Annotated in this window: 28 protein-coding genes and 1 pseudogene; 12 read left to right on the top strand and 17 right to left on the bottom strand. The window is 45.7% G+C overall.

The genetic code is table 11. The features are described from left to right. Nucleotides 1-29: 29 nt before the first annotated feature. Nucleotides 30-884 carry a LysR family transcriptional regulator gene (locus tag AC4MRV_RS00545; RefSeq protein ID WP_491185467.1) on the top strand — a complete coding sequence of 285 codons (855 nt, stop codon included), beginning with the start codon at nt 30-32 and terminating at the stop codon, nt 882-884. A 46-nt stretch (nt 885-930) separates the two neighbouring features. Here the strand turns inward: AC4MRV_RS00545 and AC4MRV_RS00540 are convergent, their stop codons facing one another. Next, on the bottom strand, nt 931-2,208 hold the full coding sequence (locus AC4MRV_RS00540) for an MFS transporter (protein WP_491185466.1): 1,278 nt from the start codon (nt 2,206-2,208) through the stop codon (nt 931-933). 120 nt (nt 2,209-2,328) lie between these two features. On the opposite strand from AC4MRV_RS00540, the gene AC4MRV_RS00535 reads away from it, so the two are divergent. Then, nucleotides 2,329-3,102, top strand: a complete 774-nt coding sequence (locus AC4MRV_RS00535) for a helix-turn-helix domain-containing protein (protein WP_491185465.1) — start codon at nt 2,329-2,331, stop codon at nt 3,100-3,102. Nucleotides 3,103-3,109: 7 nt separating this feature from the next. On the opposite strand, the gene AC4MRV_RS00530 is transcribed toward AC4MRV_RS00535, so the two are convergent. The 4 genes and pseudogenes from AC4MRV_RS00530 to AC4MRV_RS00515 form a co-directional block, all read right to left on the bottom strand. Beyond that, entirely contained in the window at nt 3,110-4,138 is a 1,029-nt protein-coding gene (locus AC4MRV_RS00530; protein WP_491185794.1) for a lactonase family protein, read from the bottom strand. 72 nt (nt 4,139-4,210) lie between these two features. Then, nucleotides 4,211-4,453, bottom strand: coding sequence for a hypothetical protein (locus AC4MRV_RS00525; RefSeq protein ID WP_491185464.1), 243 nt, complete (start codon nt 4,451-4,453; stop codon nt 4,211-4,213). A 6-nt stretch (nt 4,454-4,459) separates the two neighbouring features. Continuing rightward, nucleotides 4,460-4,877 (bottom strand): annotated as a pseudogene (locus AC4MRV_RS00520) (beta-N-acetylhexosaminidase N-terminal domain-containing protein); the annotation flags it as partial. A gap of 32 nt (nt 4,878-4,909) precedes the next feature. Beyond that, nucleotides 4,910-5,539: a bifunctional 4-hydroxy-2-oxoglutarate aldolase/2-dehydro-3-deoxy-phosphogluconate aldolase gene (locus tag AC4MRV_RS00515; protein WP_491185463.1), complete on the bottom strand. Its 630-nt coding sequence runs from the start codon at nt 5,537-5,539 to the stop codon at nt 4,910-4,912. A 212-nt stretch (nt 5,540-5,751) separates the two neighbouring features. Here AC4MRV_RS00515 and AC4MRV_RS00510 point away from each other — a divergent pair, with 212 nt between their 5' ends. Next, on the top strand, nt 5,752-6,246 hold the full coding sequence (locus AC4MRV_RS00510; RefSeq protein WP_491185462.1) for a peptidylprolyl isomerase: 495 nt from the start codon (nt 5,752-5,754) through the stop codon (nt 6,244-6,246). A gap of 42 nt (nt 6,247-6,288) precedes the next feature. On the opposite strand, the gene AC4MRV_RS00505 is transcribed toward AC4MRV_RS00510, so the two are convergent. After that, the gene (locus AC4MRV_RS00505; protein ID WP_491185461.1) at nt 6,289-7,947 is read right to left on the bottom strand and encodes an amidohydrolase; all 1,659 of its coding nucleotides are present in this window, start codon (nt 7,945-7,947) and stop codon (nt 6,289-6,291) included. A gap of 168 nt (nt 7,948-8,115) precedes the next feature. Between AC4MRV_RS00505 and AC4MRV_RS00500 the strand changes: the two genes are divergently transcribed. From AC4MRV_RS00500 to AC4MRV_RS00480, 5 genes are read left to right on the top strand one after another with little or no spacing between them, the layout of a single operon-like run. Next, entirely contained in the window at nt 8,116-8,478 is a 363-nt protein-coding gene (locus tag AC4MRV_RS00500; protein WP_491185460.1) for a DUF805 domain-containing protein, read from the top strand. A 34-nt stretch (nt 8,479-8,512) separates the two neighbouring features. Then, nucleotides 8,513-9,016, top strand: coding sequence for a GNAT family N-acetyltransferase (locus tag AC4MRV_RS00495; protein ID WP_491185459.1), 504 nt, complete (start codon nt 8,513-8,515; stop codon nt 9,014-9,016). Nucleotides 9,017-9,044: 28 nt separating this feature from the next. Beyond that, the gene (locus AC4MRV_RS00490; RefSeq protein WP_491185458.1) at nt 9,045-9,437 is read left to right on the top strand and encodes an NUDIX hydrolase; all 393 of its coding nucleotides are present in this window, start codon (nt 9,045-9,047) and stop codon (nt 9,435-9,437) included. Nucleotides 9,438-9,467: 30 nt separating this feature from the next. Beyond that, the gene (locus AC4MRV_RS00485; protein ID WP_491185457.1) at nt 9,468-9,818 is read left to right on the top strand and encodes a RidA family protein; all 351 of its coding nucleotides are present in this window, start codon (nt 9,468-9,470) and stop codon (nt 9,816-9,818) included. A gap of 28 nt (nt 9,819-9,846) precedes the next feature. After that, nucleotides 9,847-10,131: a hypothetical protein gene (locus AC4MRV_RS00480; RefSeq protein WP_491185456.1), complete on the top strand. Its 285-nt coding sequence runs from the start codon at nt 9,847-9,849 to the stop codon at nt 10,129-10,131. Nucleotides 10,132-10,156: 25 nt separating this feature from the next. On the opposite strand, the gene AC4MRV_RS00475 is transcribed toward AC4MRV_RS00480, so the two are convergent. The 8 genes from AC4MRV_RS00475 to AC4MRV_RS00440 all read right to left on the bottom strand — a co-directional run bounded on the left by AC4MRV_RS00475 (nt 10,157) and on the right by AC4MRV_RS00440 (nt 16,867). Then, complete coding sequence (locus AC4MRV_RS00475; RefSeq protein ID WP_491185455.1) at nt 10,157-11,002, bottom strand: DMT family transporter; 846 nt, start codon at nt 11,000-11,002, stop codon at nt 10,157-10,159. Between the two features lie 161 nt (nt 11,003-11,163). Continuing rightward, on the bottom strand, nt 11,164-12,924 hold the full coding sequence (locus tag AC4MRV_RS00470) for a bifunctional lysophospholipid acyltransferase family protein/GNAT family N-acetyltransferase (protein WP_491185454.1): 1,761 nt from the start codon (nt 12,922-12,924) through the stop codon (nt 11,164-11,166). A 1-nt stretch (nt 12,925) separates the two neighbouring features. Further along, a complete protein-coding gene (locus tag AC4MRV_RS00465; protein ID WP_491185453.1) occupies nt 12,926-13,378 on the bottom strand; it encodes a hypothetical protein in 453 nt (150 codons plus the stop codon). A gap of 15 nt (nt 13,379-13,393) precedes the next feature. Continuing rightward, entirely contained in the window at nt 13,394-13,831 is a 438-nt protein-coding gene (locus AC4MRV_RS00460; protein WP_491185452.1) for a YHS domain-containing (seleno)protein, read from the bottom strand. Then, a complete protein-coding gene (locus AC4MRV_RS00455) occupies nt 13,828-14,574 on the bottom strand; it encodes an NRDE family protein (protein ID WP_491185451.1) in 747 nt (248 codons plus the stop codon). Before AC4MRV_RS00455 ends, AC4MRV_RS00460 begins: the two co-directional genes overlap by 4 nt. A gap of 3 nt (nt 14,575-14,577) precedes the next feature. Beyond that, a complete protein-coding gene (locus AC4MRV_RS00450; protein ID WP_491185450.1) occupies nt 14,578-15,126 on the bottom strand; it encodes a hypothetical protein in 549 nt (182 codons plus the stop codon). Nucleotides 15,127-15,153: 27 nt separating this feature from the next. Then, the gene (locus AC4MRV_RS00445) at nt 15,154-16,284 is read right to left on the bottom strand and encodes a D-alanine--D-alanine ligase (protein WP_491185449.1); all 1,131 of its coding nucleotides are present in this window, start codon (nt 16,282-16,284) and stop codon (nt 15,154-15,156) included. Next, entirely contained in the window at nt 16,268-16,867 is a 600-nt protein-coding gene (locus tag AC4MRV_RS00440) for a DedA family protein (RefSeq protein WP_491185448.1), read from the bottom strand. The genes AC4MRV_RS00445 and AC4MRV_RS00440 overlap by 17 nt, the downstream gene beginning before the upstream one ends. Before the next feature lie 262 nt (nt 16,868-17,129). On the opposite strand from AC4MRV_RS00440, the gene AC4MRV_RS00435 reads away from it, so the two are divergent. From AC4MRV_RS00435 to AC4MRV_RS00420, 4 genes are all read left to right on the top strand, one after another. After that, nucleotides 17,130-18,287: a winged helix-turn-helix domain-containing protein gene (locus AC4MRV_RS00435; protein ID WP_491185793.1), complete on the top strand. Its 1,158-nt coding sequence runs from the start codon at nt 17,130-17,132 to the stop codon at nt 18,285-18,287. A 99-nt stretch (nt 18,288-18,386) separates the two neighbouring features. Further along, nucleotides 18,387-19,001, top strand: coding sequence for a 3'-5' exonuclease (locus AC4MRV_RS00430; RefSeq protein ID WP_491185447.1), 615 nt, complete (start codon nt 18,387-18,389; stop codon nt 18,999-19,001). Nucleotides 19,002-19,003: 2 nt separating this feature from the next. Next, nucleotides 19,004-19,450, top strand: coding sequence for a GNAT family N-acetyltransferase (locus tag AC4MRV_RS00425; protein WP_491185446.1), 447 nt, complete (start codon nt 19,004-19,006; stop codon nt 19,448-19,450). Further along, nucleotides 19,447-19,722, top strand: coding sequence for a nitrogenase-stabilizing/protective protein NifW (locus AC4MRV_RS00420; RefSeq protein ID WP_491185445.1), 276 nt, complete (start codon nt 19,447-19,449; stop codon nt 19,720-19,722). The genes AC4MRV_RS00425 and AC4MRV_RS00420 overlap by 4 nt, the downstream gene beginning before the upstream one ends. On the opposite strand, the gene AC4MRV_RS00415 is transcribed toward AC4MRV_RS00420, so the two are convergent. From AC4MRV_RS00415 to AC4MRV_RS00405, 3 genes are all read right to left on the bottom strand, one after another. Next, nucleotides 19,719-20,468, bottom strand: a complete 750-nt coding sequence (locus tag AC4MRV_RS00415) for a carbon-nitrogen hydrolase family protein (RefSeq protein WP_491185444.1) — start codon at nt 20,466-20,468, stop codon at nt 19,719-19,721. The genes AC4MRV_RS00420 and AC4MRV_RS00415 overlap by 4 nt on opposite strands. A gap of 87 nt (nt 20,469-20,555) precedes the next feature. Continuing rightward, nucleotides 20,556-22,232 (bottom strand): flagellar assembly protein A, encoded by a 1,677-nt coding sequence (locus AC4MRV_RS00410; protein WP_491185443.1) that lies wholly within the window; start codon nt 22,230-22,232, stop codon nt 20,556-20,558. Between the two features lie 129 nt (nt 22,233-22,361). After that, complete coding sequence (locus AC4MRV_RS00405) at nt 22,362-24,053, bottom strand: SpoIIE family protein phosphatase (protein WP_491185442.1); 1,692 nt, start codon at nt 24,051-24,053, stop codon at nt 22,362-22,364. Between the last annotated feature and the right edge of the window lie 7 nt (nt 24,054-24,060).

Below are 24,060 nucleotides of genomic sequence, written 5' to 3'. Positions count from 1 at the left end.
TTGCTCCATAACGGTCATATTATTTGACCATGATTGCTTTGGAACATTTGCACGTTATTAACGTGATTCACCAAGAAGGGAGCTTTCGTAAGGCGAGTGAAAAGTTGTTTAAAGCTCGCAGTGCTGTCTCCTATTCCGTAAAACAGGTCGAGCAGTATTACGATATTGAGATATTCAGTCGTGATACTTACCGGCCTGAGTTGACCCGTGATGGAAAAATATTGATCGGTCAAATTGAGCACTTGCTAGAAGCCGCAAGTCAATTTGATGTGTTTGCTCGCCAACTAAATAGTGAGGTAGAGAAAGAGATCCGTCTTTCTGTTGGGGCTATTTTCCCAACCAACAAGCTCACGGCTCTACTACACAAGGTTAAGGAATCCTTTCCAGAGACGATTGTGCATTTAGACATTGAAACAGCATCTGGCGAACGCATGCTGAAAGATGACGTGGTCGATATTGGTATCTATGCAGGCATTGAAAAAGACACCCGTCAGATCCACTACCGTTGTATTGATAGGCTTGAACTGCCGGTGTACGTCTCTCGATCATTTCCTCTCTCCCACCGAAGTGATTTAACACACGAAGAGCTGGCTCCTTACCCACAAATCGTGGTGAAGTCTACATACAAATCAAGCCCAGATTCGGGCATCGTCAAACGCGCCTTGCATTGGTATGTGTCGGATCATCAGAGCAAGAGAAATCTAATAGAGAGTGGCTTAGGCTGGGGGCGTCTCGCCAGCCATGAGGTAGAAAATGCGCCCAACCTTATCGCACTAGAGAATTTAGAAGCACTTAATATCCCCATCTACGTGGCAAGACGCAAAGACCACCCAATGGGCCCAGTGGCAGAGCTCATTTGGAACTATTTTGAAAGTATTGAATAACCTAGCAAAGGCCCTCTTTATCTCTCTCATTCCATTCTCTAAACCGTTAATCGCGCTCATTTTCGTTGACCTGAAGTAGCTCTTCTCTGATCTCAGACGTGTTAACAGGAACACGAGCAAAGAGTAGCGAAGATCCCACCAACATCCCTCCAGCAATATACCAACTCATCGCAATACCATAATGATCAGCAAGCCACCCCAGCCCTAACGATGCCAATACGCCTCCAGCAGTCACAACAAAGGAGCTGATCGAGAGCATGGTCGAACGAAACTCTGCCTTAGTATTGTCGTTGACGAGTACCATTTGCGAATTTTCACCCAAGGTAAAAAGAAAGAAAAACACCAGATAAGCAAGAGAAAAGCTCACCACTTGCACTGTTGTAGCCATCAACAGCAACACCATTCCAGCAGATAAACGGCTGGCAAGGAGCAACATTCGATGGGAGCCACAAAACCAACGTAACCCCTTAACGGAGCACCAAGATGCCGCCGCTGCCATTAAAAAGTAGAGTGCCGAGATAACCCCATAGATCAAGGTGCTGGCCGTATCACCGCCCATAATATTGGCTAGATAAGGCTGCCAAAGGTTTTCGACGCTACTCAATACCATGCCAAACACCAAGGTCGTTTGCATCACTCGCTTTAGAACATTGTGACGAAATGCCTCATTCAGCGTCTGAACGCAGGTAGAACGTAGCGAATTTTTCTGCGAGGGTTTCTGTTGATTCAAGGGAGATGCTTCGCTCGGAATAAGCGTTAAGGTCACCATAAAAAGGACACCTGTTGCCGCAACAATGAGGATCAAATTAAGGTCATATTTTGACTCCAACCACTGATGATGCAAGGCAACATCAGGCAACCCGCCCCCGACCAACGAACCTAGCGCCAACCCAACTGTGACCATAAGGTTTATTCTCGCTAGCGCATCGTGATAAGAAAGCGGCCCGAGTGACAGCTGATAAGCATCGTAGAACCACGCATCTAACGTACCAGAATAGACCGCCCGAGCCGCGCCAAGCAATATCGCGCTGGCGAGCACCGAGGACATTGTTGATGCAAACAATAAGGCTAATATCCCCAATATACTCAGCAACAAAGAAAGCAAATAGGTTTTACGTCGGCCAAATCGGTCTGCGGCACTGCCTAGGGGAATCTCCAACAAAGTGGTGGTGCCAATCCATACCGCCATCACCAAACCTATGTCAGTTAAACTCAGCTCACGAGATTGAAATATCAAAATTAAAACAGGGATGAGCATCCCAGTGATAAACCAGTGAAATGCTTGCTGGGTTACATAGCATCGAATCAATTGCTGTTGAGACATGGCGCTTTCCTGAGCGAAATAGTGAGAAAAGAATCTCATAACGACCTTTAATCTCAACCAAAACACCAAAAGATCACTAATATGATACCCAAGGTATCGAATGGCAGATTAGGAACCAATATGGATCAGCAGCTCGCTCAAGAAGTATGTAATTTAGTGAAGCAGAAACTAAAGAGTCGAGGCGCGTCGTATCAAGATTTAGCCGATGAATTAGACATCTCGGAAGTCAGTGTCAAAAGGTTACTGAACAATGCTCAACCCATGTCGATGCAGCGCTTGATCGCTATCAGTCAGTGGCTTGAATTTCCTCTTTCTAAGCTGCTTGAACAAGCGGAAAAAAATTTACACGCCATTCCTCTATTTACGCCAGAGCAAGATGCCGCTTTTTACGCTTGCCCAGCGCTGTTTACCTTTTGGAGTGAACTGGCAGAGAACAAGACTGTCGATGATATTGCCGAGCGTTATCAACTCGACGCTGCTTCCATTCACCTTTATTTACGAAAGTTAGAGCAAGCAGGCTTAGTCTCTCTTGGGCCTTTCAATCAATGTAAACTAATAGCTCCCGGCCACACCGCTTTTGAGCAAGGCGCCAAATACCCAGAGTTTTTCAGCGCGAAGGTGCTTTCAGGATTACAAAAGCGGGTGATCAATATTCCCGTCGACGATGACCAAGCGTTTTTAATTAGCTTAAAAGCAGAGTTAACTCACCAAGAGTTCCAAGAGATCAACAAAAAGCTAGAAGACTGGATGTTTAATTTACTGCGAGAAAGCCAAGATATACGAGCAAGAGAAGGGCTAAAAGTGACACCTTATACCTTTGGCTTTATGGGTGCCGAAGGGGCATTTCACGCTGAACTACCTAATATTGTTAGGCTGACAGAGCCGTCAGCCTAAACAGACGTTATTTAGGTTGTTCGACTAAACAGACAGGGCTGTCGATTTGGCACTCATAACCTGTTGGTGTTAATGTGCAGTCATTTGGGTTTAGTTGGTAACTGACTAGGTTATTGGAGTGCTGATTGGCCACCACCAACCACTCTCCACATGATGAAAGGGTAAAGTCACGCGGGAATGCACCACCACACTCTGAGCCAAATAGCCATTGAACTTTTTCACCAGAGACATCAAAACAACTGATCTGGTTTTGGTGACGACAAGAGACATAAACAAAGCGCTCATCAGCAGAGAGTTTTATTGCTGACGCAGCTTGCCCTACCTCACTATCGAGCAATAGCGGCAATTGTTGCTCAATCTGCCAACCACTTTCTTTCTGCGTTAATACCACCAAGGTTTCATTTAACTCACACACTACATACGCCGTATCTTCAGCGTGATTGAACACCAACTGACGTGGTCCTGACCCCGGCGGAAATGCGACCGTCTGAGCGAGTGAAAACTCTCCTTGTTCAATGGAATAGAAACGGACGGCATCGCTGCCTAAATCGACCGTCGCCAGTGTGGGTTGATACTTTAGAAACACGGCTTGATGAGCGTGTGGTGAAAGCTGGCGCTCTTTATTGGGGCCTTGCCCATCTTCAAACAAGTTAGCCACTAAAGTGTTGGCGATACCTTGGCTATCTAGAGAGTAAATACTCACATTGCCTGAACCATAATTTGCCACAGCGAGATACTGCCCATCGGCTGACACATCCACATGACATGGGTAATCACCTTCAATCGGAACTGAATAGGCGGCTTTATCTTGCAGACATACGAGCTGGGCTCCCTCTTCTTGAGCCACTTCGGAAAAGCTATACAGGGCGTGCTTAGTTTGGGTTAGATAAGAGGGATTTCGCAGCGGATAAACGTCCTCTAAGCGGCTCAGTTCACCGGTGTTTTGGTTCAGGCTGACCATTCCGATCCCTTGGCTTTCACTGGGTGAGTCGGTGTAGGTTCCTACATAAAATAGTAAGTGGTTACTTGCTTGCATCATCATGATTCCAATAAGAATGTTATCCAGCACAATGCCGCCAGCGCAGGCTAGCGGCAAATGGTTTCACCACTACTTGGTCAAAATGTGAAGCAAACGCTCAGTTGGTTTAACAATAGCGACAATCGTTTCATCAAGGATGATGGCGTTATCATTAATCACACCTTGATATTCAGCTTCATCCGCCTGACGAATCGTCTTCGCTTCCAGAGCCGCCAACGACACAACTTGGTAATGCTTCGCAAGTTTGTCTAGTGCCGCTTTATCGCTATTTGACACCACTTGCACTGAATAGCCGTTCGCATCGGTGGTCACAAGCTATAGGAAGGTTTCTAGGCCGTGAAAGGCACCATACGGGCGATCATCAGATCAGATGCGAATTTGACCATCTTCTACTTCCAGTTGGTATGACTCATCGCTATCAATGTTTTGCATATCTTCTTTTGGCCCTTTACGAGTATCAATCACTAAGGTCGCGTCTTTTCAGACTCAGCCTGCCAGTGGAGTATTAGCAGGCCAGTCTGACGGAATTGACGATCCACGGTGCACTTTGCATTAAACTGAACGCGCTCAGAATCGTAACCTTTGATGAAAATACTAAACGCTTTGTCGATGCTTACGAACCCGAGCCCAGTTCCACTTCTTGTGGGTAAGGCATAAGGTTTAAGTTTGTGTTGGGTGCCATTGCTGGTCCTGTCATTAAGCCGGAAATAACCAGAGCTAACGTTGCTTTTTCCATTCTATTTGTCCCTTTATTATTGTTGTTAGGAGCTATGCCACATGTTCAACTGCTTCGCGGACTAACTTTGCGATCTCTTCCCACTGTTCGTTTTCAATCAAACTTGGTGCCACCATCCAAGTGCCGCCGCAACATACAACGCGATCAATTGCTAGGTAATCATTGACATTGCCTTTACCGATGCCGCCTGTTGGCATCAAGCTCACATCAACATATGGCGCAAGTAGCGACTTAACCATAGCGACACCACCAGACGCTTCCGCTGGGAAGAATTTTAGGAAATTAAGCCCAAGCTCTAACGCTTGCTCAACTTGGCTTGGGTTGTTTACGCCCGGAACAATCGGCATACCCACGTCTTGACAGTAACGGACTGTGTTTGGATTTAGGCCTGGAGCCACGACAAATTCTGAGCCTGCAGCTTTAGCTTGGTCAACGTGCTGCGCGTTTAATACCGTCCCAGCGCCTACACACATTTCTGGGTAGGCTTCACTCATAGCTTTAATTGCCTCAGCAGCTGCGGCAGTACGAAAGGTTACTTCCGCAACTGGTAAGCCGTTTTCCACTAAGACTTTTGCCAAAGGCACAGCGTGCTCCACTTTGTTGATTTGAATAACAGGGATAACTTTGAATTGTTTTAGTTTGTTGATCATTTCGTTGTTCATTTTTATTACCAAGCAAAATTTTTATTAAAGAGAGAGGTGGGCCATTTCCGATTTCGGAATGATCGCACCTCAAAATTGAATCACAGTTGATGACCTAACGCCGCGTCGGCTTCGGCACTTTGATCAGTATGTCTTGCCGCTAAATAGCCAGCTGCAATTTGACCATACTGACTGCTATACTCTGGCAAAATCAACCCTATCGAGTATCCACTATGATTATCTTATCAACCACCTATGGTGACATCCAAATTGAACTCAACATGGACAAAGCGCCAGTGAGCTCAAAGAACTTTCTTCGTTACTGCCAAGAAGGTTTTTACGAGAACACCATTTTCCATCGTGTTATTGATGGCTTTATGATCCAAGGTGGCGGTCACACTGAAGATATGACAGAGAAAGAGACGCACGCGCCGATTGCGAACGAAGCAAACCGTGGTCTCAAAAACCTAACTGGTACCATTGCTTTCGCTCGAACTGATGCGCCTCATTCTGCAACTGCTCAGTTCTTTATCAACCTTGATGACAACAACTTTTTAGATCATACCGCTAAAACCAATAACGGTTGGGGCTACGCAGTATTTGGCAAAGTCACCGCTGGTATGGAAGTAGTCAACAACATTGGTAAAGCAATGACCGGCTCTAAAAAAGGTCATGATGACGTGCCGCTAGACACAATCAAAATCGAAAAAGTGACCATCACAGACTAAACCTGTACCCAAATAAAAACCGCTAAACCTGGCGGTTTTTATTTAATCAGCTTGGTATACAACTTGGCCTTCCAACACCGTCATCCAGACTTGTGTTTTCTTAATCGCTTCAGCTGAAAGTTGCGTTATGTCGCCATCCAAAACAACAAAGTCTGCTGATTTTCCTACCTCAATTGAGCCAGTTAGCTCTTCAATCCCTAAGCTCATAGCAGCATTGATCGTATAAGCGTCTATCGCAGAGTCGATATCTGGCAACCCACTTTTACCCATAATCAAGCTATTTGCGATACCAACCAGTGGGTTGATATCATGAACATTCCAATCACTGCTTAACGTTACGTTAGCACCAGTATCAAATACCTTTCTGAGATTCATTAGCGCATGAGCACGATGTGCCCCTATCAAAGCCTCTGCCCATCGATGATCCTGATAGGCAACGTAATCAGAACCAACCTGAAAATCTGCGGTGACATCTAGTGGGTAGAAACGTGCGGTATCTTTGCCATCAATTAGCTCAACATGCGTCAACGTATAATCGCGCTTAGAGCCGTGATTGCGTGCCGCTTGCACAGCATTTAGAGATTCGTGTATCGCCCCATCCCCGATTGCATGGATGTGCGCGCCATAGCCAATTTTATCTAGCTCTATCAACCAATCCTGCATAGCCTCTGGAGCAATATAGTTTAGTCCGTAGGGAGACTGGGGAATGTAAGTACGCAAATAGGGCGCAAGCATTTTCGCGGTCCCATTAATTAAAATACCGTCACTGTATATTTTCACTTGCTCGACTAGGATACGCTTAGATTTGTCCGTCTGACGCATCGCCGTTAACACAGGCAACTGGGAGTCCATAGAGTCCGTAGGGTATATCCAAGGTCGAAGCGACACCCGTGCCGATAGATCGCCCCGTTTCTCGACTTCTTTCCAAACCTGAAACCAGCCTCGTTTCCAATATAGGCGACCATCACCGATAGTCGTAATACCGTGCTTCTTTGCTTCGTACAGACCATTCATTAAACCTTCATAGCTTTTATCAAACTGCTCTTCCAAGCTGTTCCAAGCCAGTTCCATAACAATATCGCCGGCATTATCGAGCAAGATCCCTGTCAGTCGCCCTGTGCGATCGTCTTTGAGGAGCGTGCCACCGACAGGATCTTGACTATTCTCGGTGATCTCGGCAGCTTTCAACGCGTGAGAGTTCACCCACATGGCATGAGAGGTCTGCTCCATAATAATCACAGGTTGATCCGGAAATACTTCATCCAATACCTCTAGAGGCGTTCGCTTATTGCTCTCATCAAGAAGCGCATCAATTGAAAAACCGTAGCCCATCACCCAACCTTCTCTAGAGGTCTCCCTTCTACACTGGCGCAAAAAAGACAATTGCTGATCCAAGCCTGCATCCATACTTAGCTCACACTGCCCACCAGCTTCAGAAGCGGCCTCAAATACATGGTTATGGTTGTCGATAAAACCAGGGAGTAAATAGCCGCCTTCTAGGTCTATCACTCGCGTATTTTGGCTTTGCATATCTCTGAGTTGCTGCTGGGTGCCAATCGACACAATTCGACCATCAGAAACCGCTAACGCATCGGCTTGAGGTAATTGGTAAATCTGAGCATTGATAAATAAAGAATCGACAATATCAGTAGCAAGAGCAGTGTTAGTAACGAGTAGAGAAAGTAAAAAAGAGAAGCGCATAGAAAATTGCCCTAACAGAAGACTCGACCTGAGTATAAATAGAACCTAATGAGTTTACGAATCAAACAGAGTGGATAATTAACGCTCACATAAACCATGACTTGCATATTTGCTTATGTATATAATCGCAACGTATTGATACAAATGAAATATACATAGGGAATAGAAATGAACTGGTTTATTAGCGTAATGAAGCGACCACTAAAGTTCAGCGGCCGCGCACGCAGAGAAGAATATTGGCACTTCTTGGGCTTTAGTATTTTGTTTACGGTTATATTGTCCGTCTTAGATGGCGTTCTTGGGCTTTACAGTACTTCTGAAGACATTGGGGTTTTAAACGGTATTTTTTCCCTGCTCATCCTGATACCAAGTTTAGCCGTCACCGCTCGAAGACTACACGATACTGATCGCTCTGGTTGGTGGATGCTTCTTTACTTTATTCCAGTGTTGGGCTTTTTAGTTCTTCTATATTTCATGGTATTAGATAGCGACTCTGGCTCAAATCGCTTCGGTAACAACCCTAAGGCGTAAATCCTCTTTCACTTCAACGTTAGGCATCCAAAGTTTGAGCTCATCAATTGATCCAGTAACAAATATCGAGTTTCGTCCTATTGAAATAGAACAACACTTTGATGCCTGCATCGCAGCAAGAAGAGACGCATACTTCTGCAGCTTTAATACCTACCGTGGCTTTGATAACTTCATTGACGGCTATTATGAACGCATGTCTGAGCGGCAAAATCAGGTGGAATGGTTTTATGTACACGTGTGGATCGATAACCAAATTGCAGGGCAGTTGGAGTTTCGCTCCTTATACTCAGAGCCAAATACGGGCTATGTTCATCTCATCTACTTAAAGCCAGCGTTTAGAGGGCTTGGCATAGCCAAAGTGCTGCAAGACCATATTAAGACAACTTTGGTCAACGCGGGTTGTGAGTACGCTCTGTTATCTGTCAGCCGAACCAATACGCCAGCGATGCACTTCTATCTACGTAACGGGTGGGAATTTGAAAAAGCCAACCCTAAGCACGCAGAAACCGATTTTTACCGGTTAAGCCTCGCTAAATAAAAGCTCCAAAAATGGAAGGGAATCTTGAATGAAACAGCATGAATGCGTCTCTTTTATCCTGCTCAGAAATGAGCAAGTTTTATTAGAAACCCGCGCCGCTCACAAGCTCACCGATCCAGGTCTTATCACTATTCCTGGCGGGCATATCGAGCCCGGTGAAACTCAACTGCAGGCTCTAGCTCGAGAACTGGATGAAGAGCTCGCGATCACGCCGATTCAATACCACTACCTCTGCTCCCTCTACCACCCAACTCTTGAGTTACAGCTCATTCACTACTATGTCATTCGGGAGTGGCTAGGAGAGCTCACCGCACTCGAAGCAGAAAAAGTGCAGTGGTACTCGTTAGATTCTGAATCAGTAGGAATTGAAGCCGACAAAATCGCGTTAAAGGAAATAAAGCGCGTCCTGCACTGTTTATAAAAACTTCAAAGGCAAAAGAGAGAGAATAAGATGATCGAAAGAATGCGCGGCATTTATCAAGGAAGAAACAAGTCTTCGGCATACAAAGACCTCGTATGGACTGTCGCCACCGCCAGTGATACAAGTCTCGATATTCTGGGTCAGACTCAACTCGCATTACATACTATTGAAGAAAACCTAAAAGAGCTTGGCTCAAGCAAAACGCAGATTGTCAGTGCCCAAGTCTTTATCGCCAACATGAGTGACAAACCCAAAATGGACAAAGTTTGGTGTGATTGGCTTGGCAATAACCCAGAGCACTGGCCTCAACGCGCCTGTTTAGGGGTTGATTTAGAAGGCGATGTACTGATTGAAGTGACCGTTACGGCTGTTCGTAGTTAATAAAAAATAACAATAAGGAAACGAACAAATGCGAATGTTGATGGTACTTAAATTTTCTTTGATTTTCTTCATGTCATTAGTTGTCTTAGCCATCGTTTTAAGTTGGGCCAATATACACAATGAGGCTTTAATCACCACGACGGGAGTAGCGCTATTCATATCTGCAATTTTCATATGGCTTTTCCCAGTTCTTATCGTTTTGGTGCAAAAAAACCTTAAAGATAGAATTTTGCTGGGCATACTTTCATTAGCTCTACCCGTTTTTGGTGGGGTGATTTGTTATTTCGTTCTAGGGAGTAGAGTTAACAAATAAACGTATTCGTATTGCATCAGGCATACTAATCGCTCCCCTTCGCCACAAATATCACCCCAATTCCACCCAATACCAGCAGTGATGAAACCACAGCAGTGAGGGTGATTGGCTCCCCTAACCCAATACTGCCGGCGGCGAACGCAATTACAGGCACCGCCAGTTGAGCCACAGAGGCTTGCAGAACGGAAATGTGCTTCATCACCTGATACCAGAGAACATAGCCGAATCCCGAAGCAAAAATACCCGATAGCAATGCCCAAACCATGCCCTGAAGCGTAATACTATGGATACTCATCAACCATGGACTTACTGCTAACGCCAATACGCTCGCAAGGACAAAACCGTGGGTAATCGCGACAGAAGCCACACCACTTTTTCTGCCGAGTAAGGTAAATACCGCCCAAAACACGCCAGAAATAATCATCAATGCTGCAGAACTTAGACTTGGCGCTTGCGCTGATGGCAGCATCAAAATCACAAAGCCAGATATCGCAATCGCAATACCAAACCACTCCGCCGATTTGAGACGGTTACCTGACCAAACATGGAATGCAACGAGAGTGAGCTGAACCATACCAAACAAGATTAGCGCCCCTGTCCCGGTGCTGAGTTGGGTATAAGCATAGGAAAAACTCACTGCGTAACCAAACAACGCAATTCCCGACCACCAGCTCAAACTACTCTTGAAAAAAGAGGATTCCAACTGACGTCGAAACAGCAAAATAATCGACAGAGTTATCGCCCCTGACACGAGTCGAATCAAGGTAAACGAGCCAGGATCAATCGAACCTTCCGCTAAGGCAAAGCGACAAAAAAATGAATTGGCGGCAAACGCTATCAGCGCGATAGGTAAAGTAAGTGAAATCGGCATATCAATCCTTGTAGTCTAGGCAATGAGTATAGCTAAGCTATGTTGTTCGAATAGCTCGAATGCTTCTGATTGATTCGAAATAACTCTATGAAAGATAACGTTGGATTAGAAAACTCAAAGCCGCCTAAATCAGCGGCTTTGCTTAGCGTTAAATTACGTTATCAGAGGTGAGAATCTAGATAGAGCTGCGCTTCTTCACGCCCCATATATTTACCCAAAGTTCGCGCAGGCACAGAGGTGAGATCCACGACGATCAACCCATCTAGCGCGAAGTTAAATGCAGGATCAACGTTAAAACAGACCAATTTACCGTTCATGCCTAGATATTGTCTTAGCAACACGGGCAGCCCCATACCTTGCTCTAAGCGACTGAGCACTTTGGACAGCAAAGGGAGTTTTGATAATGAGCTAAGCATATCCGGTCGCCAAAACTCTTTGCCGCTTTTCTCTAGCGGCGTGGTAGGTGCGACCAGCTTGGCTTTCTCATCATCGTAGTAATGAACAGACATTACTGACGCAATCAACTGACGAGCTACTGGGCTGTAATCATTGCTGATGCTCACTGGGCCAAACAAATGGGTATACTTGGGATTACGCTGCACAAATCCCGCAATCCCTTTCCATAGCAGCAATAGCGAATGCATATTACGCTGGTAGCGCTTCGCTACAACCGAGCGACCAAGCTCAATAGACTGACCTAAACTGCCAATGAAAGCCTCATCATACTTAAATAGACTTGTGGAGTAGAGCGCGTCTATTCCACCTTGGGCAATGAGCTCATCAACAAGTCCCAAACGGTAAGCACCAACCAAATCACGATTAGCATGATGCCAAACAAACAGTTGATGGTAGTGAGCATCGAACTGGTCAATGTCACAACTTAAACCACTGCCCTCTCCCACTTCTCGAAAACTCTCCTCACGAACACGACCAATTTCTCGCATCATATTCGGCATATTGCTTGTTGGAGCGCAGTACACCGAGAACTCACCTTGCTCAAGCAATTTAAACTCACTTAAGCGCTCTAGCTCTTGTTCAAGCAGGTCTATCGATACTGGTGCGATAATTGGTTCTACACGATTGCTATCTGCTTCGCTAAGCGGTTCGCGGGCATCGCAGTTAGTTTGCTGACTCCCCATCAAATAAGTATTGAGTCGAAAGTACTGCGTAATCTCATCATCACTCTCGACATCTTTCACCTCGCTATAAGGGATAGGATTGCCCACAGACACAGAAATCGTCTCACCTGACTTGTTGAGTAGCTCGCGACCGAGTAACGCCGTCCTGAGGAGAGGATGAATTCTTCCCGCTTGGTAGAACAACTTACTGTTCATCCCATTAATAAAAATCGGTACGGTCGTGGCTTGGGCATGCTTAACGAACTTCGCCACGGACTGGCTCCACTCTTTATCGGTAATTTTGCTTTCACTCGCCTGCCACGCGGAAACTTCGCCTGCCGGGAAGATGATCAACACACCACCTTGTTTTAGATGCTGGTTAGCCTCCTTGATAGCCAGCCGATTCGTTCGTCTCGCTTGTTCGCCACCAAATACATTCACCCCAATAAATAACTCATCAAGCTCTGGGATACGTTTCAGTAGTTCATTGGCCAATACCTTTACATCTTTACGCACTTTAGATATCAGCGAGGCTAAGATCACCCCTTCAATCCCGCCGAAAGGATGATTCGCAACAATCAAAACCGAGCCTTGCTTAGGCACATTTTCAAGGCTTCCTTGATCAACCTGATACTGGGTACCGATGCGCTCCAGCGTCTCCTTCATAAACTCAAAACTGTCTTCTGGTAGAGCATCTTGTCGATACAAACGGTCAAGTGTGGATAGACCTGTTGCCCATTCAACCATTGACTCACCAATGCCAAACGGGGTCTTGCGTGGCAACCTAAACGGACTGGAGATCATATTAAACTCCTTGCGCTAACAATTTATTCGTCGCAGAACCTGGCGTTTTGATATCTCGCATCAGTAGGAATACGGAACAGTTCCAAACAATACAGGCCATACCAAACAGCAAGCCACCGTCATTACCAATCACTTCACCCATGGCATTAAATTCAGGCATCGCAATACCTAATGGCGTAAATAAGTGGAAGAAGATGGCGCCAGTCATAATGCCTGCACTCATTGCAGCACCAATGCCGTGCAAGCGGGTAAACAGTAAAATGGCCGCAATGAGTTCAGCAAAGCCAATCAGATAACCGCCATACCGACCAAACCAAGCCAAACCTGACCACTCTCCCAAAGTGCCAAAGATATGGTCCGTTTCATACGAACCCGAAAACTTAAAGAACAGCGACTGAACAAAAACAAACGCAATAAACCCAGCTGGGATGTGCTTTAGAGGTACAAATTTCATCTTCACACTCCCTCGTTACTTAATCAGTGTTGGCCAGTTTTTGTCGGCTGCTGAAATATGACCCGCACGATCATCGTCCCACCAGCTTTTCACTTCGGCGTTGTAGTTAAGGTAAAGCTTGCCATCAACGATCGCCCACTCTTTTGGATCGGCAGAAGCGAAGTCATTTTTCGCCGAGATCGCCCAAGCACAATACCCACCGTATTGCGGTGCGTAAGCCTCAGGGTCAGCGGTGAATTTGTTTAGGTTCTCTTGCGAAGAAAAGTACCAATCCGCGCCTTTGTACTTGGTTTGCCACTGGCTATTGCCCTTTACAGGCTTGCCTTGCGTGAAATAAGCCACGGTGTCATACCCATCAACGGCTTTATTACTGAAAAAACCTGTGTAGATTTCATCGGCAGCGACACTCGAAAAACTGACCAGCATCGTCAGTAGAGCAAATAGTTTTTTCATTTGAAGACTCCTTGTTCGACGACTTTGTTTTTGTGACAACTTATACAGGACTGAAAGTCGACGTTATGGTCGTCGTCGATAGATTGATAATTCATTTCTTGTTTAGAAGAAGACACGACAACTGAGGTAAAACTTACCGTGCGCGCATCATTTCTTTTCATTAGAGGAGATAGGTGTGGAAAAGCCTCATCGTGATTTTGATGAAAGCGATGCCCCAACTCTTCCCGCTCAACACTTCCGGTTAACGAGTTAAAAAGCGTTACGCGAAAGTCCCTTGCTTGCTCAAAATGCATGGCAGCTGAGACAATTGGCGCTGCGCAATGAGAACGTAGGAGTTGCTCGCCATCCCAAGTCCAAACAAGGCTCTCGTTAGCGGTACGTCTGGTATCAAACGGCACCAAAGTAAACGGAGCAAAACAAGACAGATCCATAGCCAACAAACGACGTTCAACGGTTTGGCTTGAACAACTACTCGCGAGGCGTTTAATGATCATTCCTCTGCTCACTAACGCACCTTTTGGCGTTTCACCTTGGTAGTAGTTAAGCAAACAAACCGTCACACCATGTTCGTTGGTCGCCATCCAACTACCACCACCCACAGGATCGATTGGCATGACACAATGCACACCATCAATGACAAGGCTTTGTGGCTCTAGCGCAGGCAATCTTGAACGCTGCTCATCTCGATTAAAGTAAACTTCGTAGTGATTGCTGCCGTGGTAGACCCAAGATAATGTACACATAGGCTATTGCGCTCTTTGGTAGGTCGCTGTCGCGGGAGCAACACCAAAACGACTATCAGAAGTCACGCCTCGAATTGAAGCCACCACCTTAGCCATAGCAAAGTGATGAGTGGCATGCAGTGCAGCAAACGTCAGCTCTCGCACAAAGGTCGAGGTCACTTCTTCCACCTGGGTTTGCGACAGCATCACTTCTGTCTCTACCGCGACTGGTTGGTGTAAATCATTACTCGGCAACTCGAACAACCACTCAATCAGTTCGCTGATCTCTTGCTTAGCCACATCCAAATCACGCTCTACTCGATGACCACGGCGGCGCACGTTGTAGTCTATTCGATGTGAATCAAGGCGAATCGCGTGAAACAGATCAAGCCAATGGCGAAAATGCTCACCAATCGAACTGCTAACATGAGGCTGAGCCAGATAGGTGTAATCGTCATTGTTCAGTGTTTCAAGAAACTCGTACCCCTGATTCAAAGTCTCAATACACCCCACTACAGCCTGTGAGGTATGAGTTTGGGCAAGCGATAAGATGTCCGTTTGAGTATTTTTCATTGTTGTGGCTTCCTAAATATCGACAAGTTAATCCATCATTGGGTAATGCTGAGTAAGCAGTTTTTCCTCACGCCAAGCGCTCAGCAGTGCGCCTAGTGAAGGTGAATCTACCCCTTGTTTTTTCTGCTTAGAGCCAATTTGGTAGAGCAAGCGATACTGCTTAAGTAGAGTGGAAAAGATATGGCTCAACGGTGTGTCACTATCCCAAATATGGGCCGCTTCACTGCTTGCACCGTTGATCTCCAGAATATCGAAACACTCTCCCTTCATGAGCGTCTCAATATCTTTAAATTTGATATCCAGGCGGCCGAAATGAAAGCCTTCAAAATCCCCAAGCACTTGATCTAATTTCATTTCTAGCTGCTTGGTAATAAATTGGTTTCCGTCTCGGAAAATTGCTCCGCGTGAATGGCTACCTGCAAATGCCAACTGAAACTCGTCCTCACTTTCAATCACACGATCTAATTGGTGACTGTGACGCGGCAAATAGAGGTGCTGTAACTTACCCGCACGAGGGCATTGTTCGATTAACTGCTTCAGGGTTGATTTGCCATCTCCTACGACATAGGGCGAATACTTCAGCGTAATAGAAATAATTTGCCCGCTCGATTCACCAGGCTGCCTTACGTAAAACACCCCAGCTTCCGCGCTGTAAGACGATTTTTGTTGCAGTAAAAAGCGCCCAGCTTGAGGAAACGTCTCAATATAATTTTTCAGCTGCTTGTCATCACGAATGAGCTTAACGCCAACACCTCGGCACCCGAGATCAGGCTTAGCCACTAACGGGTAACTCAGGCCCATACGTTCCAGTTCATGTCTGGCCTGCTCAAGGGCCAGGGTAGATGACTCATTGGTTTTGGTTAAGGTAAGAAAAGGCAAAATCCATTGCTTTGTCTGCTCCCCAGCGGAAGTGAATATGTCATGTTTAGATTCCCCGACCATACCACTCAACTTAATCGCGGGATTCGCTATCAATGGTAACGCCCAGTCGCGATGCACTAAGCTAAGCGCCGCACTTTGTAATACGACGGGTGTGTAGAAAAACCAAGCTGGCAAGAATTCAAATGGCGAGATAACCCGTTTAGGTTGATGAAGCATTGGCATACCGGCATTAACTCTGCCTTGCGGAATCATGTCTACATTAACGCACTGTGTCATACGTATCCCTTAAGAAGGTTCTAGTAATAAATTTATTGATGAGCAGCATCAAGCAAAGTCCGGCTGGTATCAGCAGCCATGAAATTTGGTTATCTTGCAGCCACTGCGCATTACCCAATTGGAAAAATGAACCAAACACCAGTACTGTCCATAACCCTGTTGCCACTAGCACAGCGAAGAAAAACTTCGTTTTAGGCACATCCAAAAAACCGCTTAAAGTAAAACCTGCGGTTCTTAAACCAGGTACAAAACGAATAATGAAGAGTGTTTTAAAAGCTTGCTTGTGAAGCGTTCGGCGCAGTTTTCTTGCGCGCTGATGCCGTAGCAGGCGGTAACGGAGAAAAGGGACTTTTTGCGCCAGCTTTCCTAGCCAGTAAAGACCAAAATCTCCCGAGCTGATGCCGACAAAGATAGCCACTAACGCAAGGCTTGACGGCATAACTTGCTCCACGGACAGCGTTGCTGCCGTGATGATTGCCAAGTCTTCTAATAGATATGAGAGCAACACAATGCCAATAAATAGCATCGATAACGAAACATCATCTTGCAGCAGCCAAGCTTCAATTATCGTTACAAGATCCATCGTATTTTTGCCTCTAACTCTACTTATTTCACTCTACTCAACCCACAGCAATAACCATTAACGGATTGCGGATAATTCATACTGCGCTGAAATAAAGAGCGAGGATTAGGCGTAAAAATTTCAATAAAAGATAAATTTCTTATTAGTGGGCTGAATTAATGTGAGCAAAACATCGGCATCTCGCTTGCTGACGCTAAGGCTGCGTGCAACCATACTGAGCGGAAACATCGATGGACGAACGAACAAGGAATGGCCAACTTCAATGCAATCTCTTACTCTCGCTCAAGCACAAAAGCTGGCTTTATTATCCCAAGGGTTACCCACTTCAAATGCAAAAGGCAGTAGCTATAACAAGACTCTCAATACCTTCGAGCAGCTTGGTTACATTCAAATCGATACAATTTCAGTCGTTCAGAGGGCCCATCATCACACCTTGTGGAGCCGCAATCCTAGCTACCAGCCAACACTTCTCGATCAGCTGGTGGCCGATCGAAAAGTCTTTGAGTATTGGGCTCATGCCGCCGCATATTTGCCGATGAGCAACTACCGCTACAGCCTACCCCGAAAGGCCGCAATCAAATCCGGTCAGCAACGTCACTGGTACTGCAAAGATCGCGATCTAATGAAGAATGTGTTGGCGAGAATTGACGCAGAAGGACCATTGATGGCTAAAGATTTTGAGTCTAAAGCACATAAAACCGATGGCTGGCACTCGAAACCGACTAAGCAAGCGCTAGAAAACCTCTATATGCAGGGAGATTTGATGATCACAGAGCGGCGCGGATTTCATAAAGTGTATGATTTAACTTACCGTGTGCTTCCAGATAGTGTTGATACCTCAATGCCCTCAGCTCAAGAACACGGTCTATTTTTGGTCCTTAGCTACCTAAAAGCTCACGGTTTTGGCACGGTTGCGGAAATGACCTACCAACTTAAGGATGTCAAAACGAATGTCGCCCAAGCTATCAACGAACTGGTCGAACAGGGAAAGATTGAACCCATTTCAATTAATAACGTTCCATACTTTGCTTGCGTGCAGTCGCTTGAACAACTCGGCAAGCGCATGAGTCGAAAACAAGCTAGGATTCTCTCCCCATTCGATAACTTGCTAATTCAACGCAAGCGAGCCAGCGCGATATTTAACTTCGACTACTTAATTGAGTGTTATGTCCCTGAAGCTAAACGCCAATTTGGTTATTTCTCGCTGCCGATCTTATGGGGGGGAAAGTTAGTAGCAAGAGCCGATTGCAAAGCTGATAAGAAAAACGCCACTCTTATGGTGTTGCACCTAAGCCTAGAGCCTTTGGTAAAAAACAGCGATGAATTTATCTCTGCACTAGAAGAAGAGTTGCACACCTTTGCCCTATTCAATCAATGTGAGCATTTCAGAATCCTAAAGCAGTCTATTAACCTGAATTAACAGCACCATAGTTCTAGTGGAGGTAGGCTGAATAACCCCTTTACCCAACAAAAGGGCAAACCTATAATTCACGCTGTATTACTAGGCTTAGGAAGTTGTATGTCTCTTGCGAACTCTGTCGTTGTTCTCGACTTTGAAACCACAGGTTTATCCCCCAATATGGGTGACCGTGCGATAGAAATTGGTGCGGTGAAACTCGTGAATGGTGAAGTCGTTGATACCTTCCAGCAGTTGATGAACCCTGGTTTTCGAGTCAGTTCGTTTATTGAAAGTTATACCGGCATTACAAATAACATGCTAAATGGTGCGCCAAGCTGTGATGAAGTGATGATTCGGTTCGCTCAATTCATTCAAGGTGAAAACCTTGTCGCTCATAACGCATCCTTTGATAAACGCTTCCTTGATGATGAGCTTGAACGAGTTAACGTCGATTATTCTGGTGAGTTTGCCTGCTCACTTCTCGTATCGCGTCGCCTCAATCAAGAAGCTCCAAGCCACAAACTGGGCGATCTCGTACGTTACAAGAGCATTGAGAACGATGGCGTCTTTCACCGAGCGTTAGCCGATGCCGAAGTGACCGCAAAACTGTGGATGCTAATGGTCAACGATTTACAAGATCGTGGGATCCCTGAGCCGACCTTTGCTTTGATGCAAAAGATAGGTAAAACCAGCAAAAGTGCTATCGACAAACTGCTTCAGGCAGAAAGAGCTTAGTTATGCCGCTTCACTACTCCACCCGCCCCGCTAAGGAGCGTGACTTTGATTTCCTCTACCAACTTAAAAAGGCAGCAGAACATGACGCTATCAAGGCAGTGTTTGGCTGGGATGAGAAAGTACAACGCGAAATCCACCAGCAGGAGTGGCAGCAAGCTAAGCCAACCATCATAGAAGTGGAAGGCCAGCCTGTCGGCAGCTTTTTAGTTGAACAACACAATGATCACCTCTACTTTGGGCGCTTTTTTCTGCTTCCTGAGCTGCATGGTGAAGGGGTAGGCAGTCAGGTTTTAAATCAATTGATAACCGATGCACAAAAGTTAAACCTGCCGATAAAGCTTTGTTACCTGCAAGGAAACCGCGTCGGTTCATTGTATGAGCGCTTCGGTTTTAAGCGTATTTCACACAATCAACAGTTTATCTTTATGCAAAGAGATATCGACGAATGAGCCAAGTCGACATTCAACAGAAAATCGCAAGTTTTACCTCCATAGAACAAGCGTTGGATTACTTTGAGATAGGCTTCGATAGTCGATTTATCGACAAACATCGCGTCGAGCTAGTCAAACGCTTTAACGGTTATTTGATCTTAGAAAGGCCCGAAGACTGGTTTGCTGCGAGGCGAGCATTAAAAAATGCCTACTGCAAAATACAACGCAGCCAGTTAGATAAACATACACGTTCAGCATGTCGCGGCTGTACAACATGCCAACGGCGTTAAAGCACGATTGGCTGAAACTCACCATCCACTGTTTCAGCACTCAGTTCCACCTTAAATAACCCAACTTCCACCCCAGATGCGTAAATACCCTCACCCTTAGGAGACCAAACGGCACTTTTGCCAGCGGTTTGCCAACCTCCCGTCGGAGCACAATGGTTACTCAGCAAAACAGGGACTTGAGCAGCTTTGGCGATATTGAGCAATATCTCTTCGTCCGCTGAGTAGCCTGTGGGTGAAATCAAAGCGCTCACAAGATAGGCATCTATGCCAGAAGCTTTCGCCTGTTTGTAATGTGCAGGATGAATAAAGTCCGCACACACCGCTAAGCCGAGACGGAAGCCATTTACCAGCAGTACATAATCCGTATTACCCGCTGAGCAATACCGCTCTTCGCCACTGTGCAGAAACTGCTTGTGGTAGACGTCTACTTGGCCGTTAGGGAAACAAATAACCGCAGCAATGGTCGGTTCTTTTCCTTCAACTTGCCATGGACAGCCTGCGACTATCGTTATTTGATACTTTCGTGCAGCATTCGACAACGCCTCAACAGCCAAGGATTCTTCGTTCAAGGCCAAATCGGCAAGTAAAGGCAATTCATAGCCCGTCAATGACAGTTCAGGAAACACGACGACATCTGCTTGCTGCGCTGACTCGATAGCAGTCAAATGCAACTCAAGGTTACGTTCAATATTTCCCTTTATTACAGGAATTTGCGCCAAACAAAGGGTGACGGTTCGTTCTGGCATTTTGCTTTACCTATTAATTTCTTACTAAAAAAATCACCCTACCTCAACGAATCAAGATAGGGTGACAGGTGTGATGATTTGCCGAGATTAAACCTCTTCAAATGCCTCTTCATCGAGCATCGAGCGACACTTAATTTCGTACTGATTAAAGGAGAAGATGCTGGCACCATGCGCTCGCTTAGTGATCACTTTTTCTTCGCCAAACTGCACCGTGACATGGGTAAAGACTTTACCCTTCACTTCCACAACATTCTCTTCTAAAGCCACTTCGAGCTCTTGTTCATTAGTATCACGAGCATGCTTCACCTTCTCTAAATGAGCGTTAGCTTCTTGTTTAAAGGTTTCTAACTCTTGCTCTTGGTCAGGTGTGCGCTGTGATTTCGGTGTCTTTTTAAATTCCAGCTCTTTGCGAATGACACTCATGGTGCCTTCTTGTGCTTGGGTATATTGCTCTTTCAGCTTTGCTTGGCGCTCCTTAAACATCTGGAAACGGGCAAAAGCCTCGACATACGTAGCAGTATCACCTTCAACACCAAGTTCGACACACACAATTTTTCCGCCAATTTTTGCGTGGCCGCCACTTAAGGTGCCATGCTTTTCTGACGCATCGACGACAACCAAGTCTTTACCACAACGCACCTCACTGTTCATACAGTGAACATTGAGGTGAATATCTTCGCCCGCTTGCAACTCACAAAACTGTGCATAGTTCGCGCTGACCGTCCCGCCAGATTTGACAATACAGCTACGTTTTTCGCCTTCTGACACGTTGTGACCAATGATACCTTTAGCGACCTGTATGTCCCCTTGAACTTGCACATCAGCGGATTCAATAAAGCCGCCGACCGTTAAGGTCCCTGTGGCACGAACAACCATATCGGATTCAATATCACCAAACACCACCACATTACCTTTAAATTTAACGTGGCCGGTAGCAACACCTATGGTTGGCAAACAAAGTGCATCTTCTACATCCACGCCTTTCTCTTTGATCATTGGCATGCCAGACACACTCGCGATCAATAAGTTGGGGTTTTGAGGAGATATCGCAGAGCCCTTGCCTTCTTTTAAAACGCTATCATTACCTGGTTTAGGTGGGATAATTTTACCTTGAACGGTGATGCCCGCCTCGCCTTTGGTGGCTGGAATTCGCTTCATCAAAGGGTCATTTTCTGAAACGGTAATCGTCTCACCCAAATTCAGCATATCGACTTTACCGTCTTTCTGATCTTCTTTCGGAGCAAGCACTTGTTTTGATGGGTCTTTTACAAGAGGAATAAACTTAGCATCTTGGCCTTGTACGGGGTTTTTGCCCTTGGCAACTGGCTGAGTATAGGTTTCACCCGGCTTAAGTTGATGACTCATAATGAGTACTTTTTTCAATGCCAGCTTGTTGATGCCTTTGGTAACATGAGCTTGGGCCAGAGCTTGTACGATCTGTGGTCCACGAAGAGGGCTCCCTTTATATGCTCCTGTCACTACCATACTGGCTAGCATGTCATGATCGGAGAGAACAACCTCGACATTCGCATCCCTTACCTCAGCAATAGTGACACCCGAGTATGCTTCTCCTGCAGTCTCCTTTGCTAAATTAATAAACCGAGTAACGTCCTCTTCTAGAACGAAAAGCTCCGAAGCTCCTATCTCGGCTAACGCTTCAGTTAAACCGCGAGTATCAAAATTTCCATCCACCGAAATATCTGGCGACAGTGTCGCTACGACCGCTCGGTTATCTTCTGACAAGGCAACAAATTTATCCCACATGTACAATCAGCCCGTATTACGTCCTAACTTGAGTGTATGCAATTTGCTCGCCTAGCTGTATCACAAGTGTGACAAATTAGAGCGTAGGTCACTTTAAAACTATTTTTTACACTGTAAATCCCTTCATCGCTAGGATGGGAAATGATGCTCCTCACCTAGAGAGTAGACCGCAGTCACACAACGGCCACATTTTGAGTAATCTAACGATGTACAGAGCTCTCTGGCGAGCATAATGCCTCGCCCATAACTTCGAGGTGATTCTTCTTCTGACGCAGGCCTATTGAAATCAAAGCCTTCACCGTTATGCTCCAACTCCATTAACAACTGAGCTTCTTTAGGGTTGTAATCCATACTGAGTGTAATACAGGACGAATCATCCAGTTCCTTGAGGCGTTCTTCACGTAATTGATAAAACAAGAAGAACCCATCGGGCTGCTCTTTAATCGAAGAGTCGAGCTTGAGTAAGCCATGCTCAATCGCGTTGGCAAATAACTCAGAAAGTACCGAGCAAACAAGATCAAGATGAACGCCACCGTACAAAATTCCCGTCAGATATTGTCGTACCTCGATCATGACATCGACGCTTCGCAATACTTCGGCTGGAAAGCTCAACGTCGTACTTAGCGGAACTTTGTTAATGTTTACTTGAGCACTTTCCATATCCGGCTTCTGAGAGGTGGAAATAGGGAACTTCATAGAGAGTATCGATAAATCATCATCGACTTTTTTGTGGGCGAATTTGCGTACCGATTCATACAAAATAGGGATAATGGGCCGTTGGCTGGCTAACGCTTGCTCTAAACGCTCCAGACCAAACTGCTCTCCATCTCGATTACACGCTTCAATTACCCCATCGGTATAACAAATGATCTGCTGATCAGGCTCTAACTTCATATGAACGAGATCCGTTTCAAACTCACGCGGCTTTAGCACACCCAATGGCATGTGACGTGAAACAAGGCGACGATCGATTGTACCATCAGGGTTAATAACGTAACCATCTGGTAACCCTCCTCCCCACCAAGAGACTTCAAACCCATTTGCTCGTACTTCAAAAACACTCGCGGCTAACATCATCCCCATAGGTAAAAAACGTACCAAGGCTTCATTGATTTCACTGACAATCTCCCCTAATGACATACCTTTGGCTGCCATAGAAAAAAATGCACGAGTTGCAGGTATGGCAGAGATTGCGGCCGGTAAACCATGCCCAGTGGCATCAGCAATCATCACGTAGACGCCGCCATGAGGACGATTAGCGACAACAATGAGATCACCGTTGAATACCGTCGAAGGCGTAGAGATATAGTTGATACCGTAGATGTTTTGTACTTGAGAGCTCATTTCTTTCATCAAGTTGGAAAAAATGGTCTCTGAGATCGCGTAATCATAACGAACTTGCTCATGGAACTGTCGCAATTCGTCACGCTGCTCCGTCACTTCATTATGCATGCGAACAATTCGGTAATGCGCTTGAACCTTAGCCAGCAAAATACTCCTTTCCACGGGCTTAAGGATAAAGTCATCACCATAGTTCAAGCAGCGTTCAAACGAAGAGTGATCATCGAGAACAGTAAGAAAGATGATCGGAATATGGATTTCTGGAAATGCCTGACGAATCTCTTTTGCCGTAGTAAAGCCATCTTTAATCGGCATCATTACATCGAGTAAGATGATATCGGGCAATGAGTCCATCTTTTCCATTGCGCTAACCACGCCTTGGCCATTTTCAAAAGCCGTTACCTTTTCAACAATATGACCGAGCATAAACCGACACAACTCTCGGTTAGTCGCATGGTCATCAACTATCATTACATGCATAGTTTTT

This window comes from Vibrio sp., from assembly GCF_984391705.1.
Note: the sequence above shows the minus strand (reverse complement) of the source record. Positions and strands in the feature narration are given on the sequence as shown.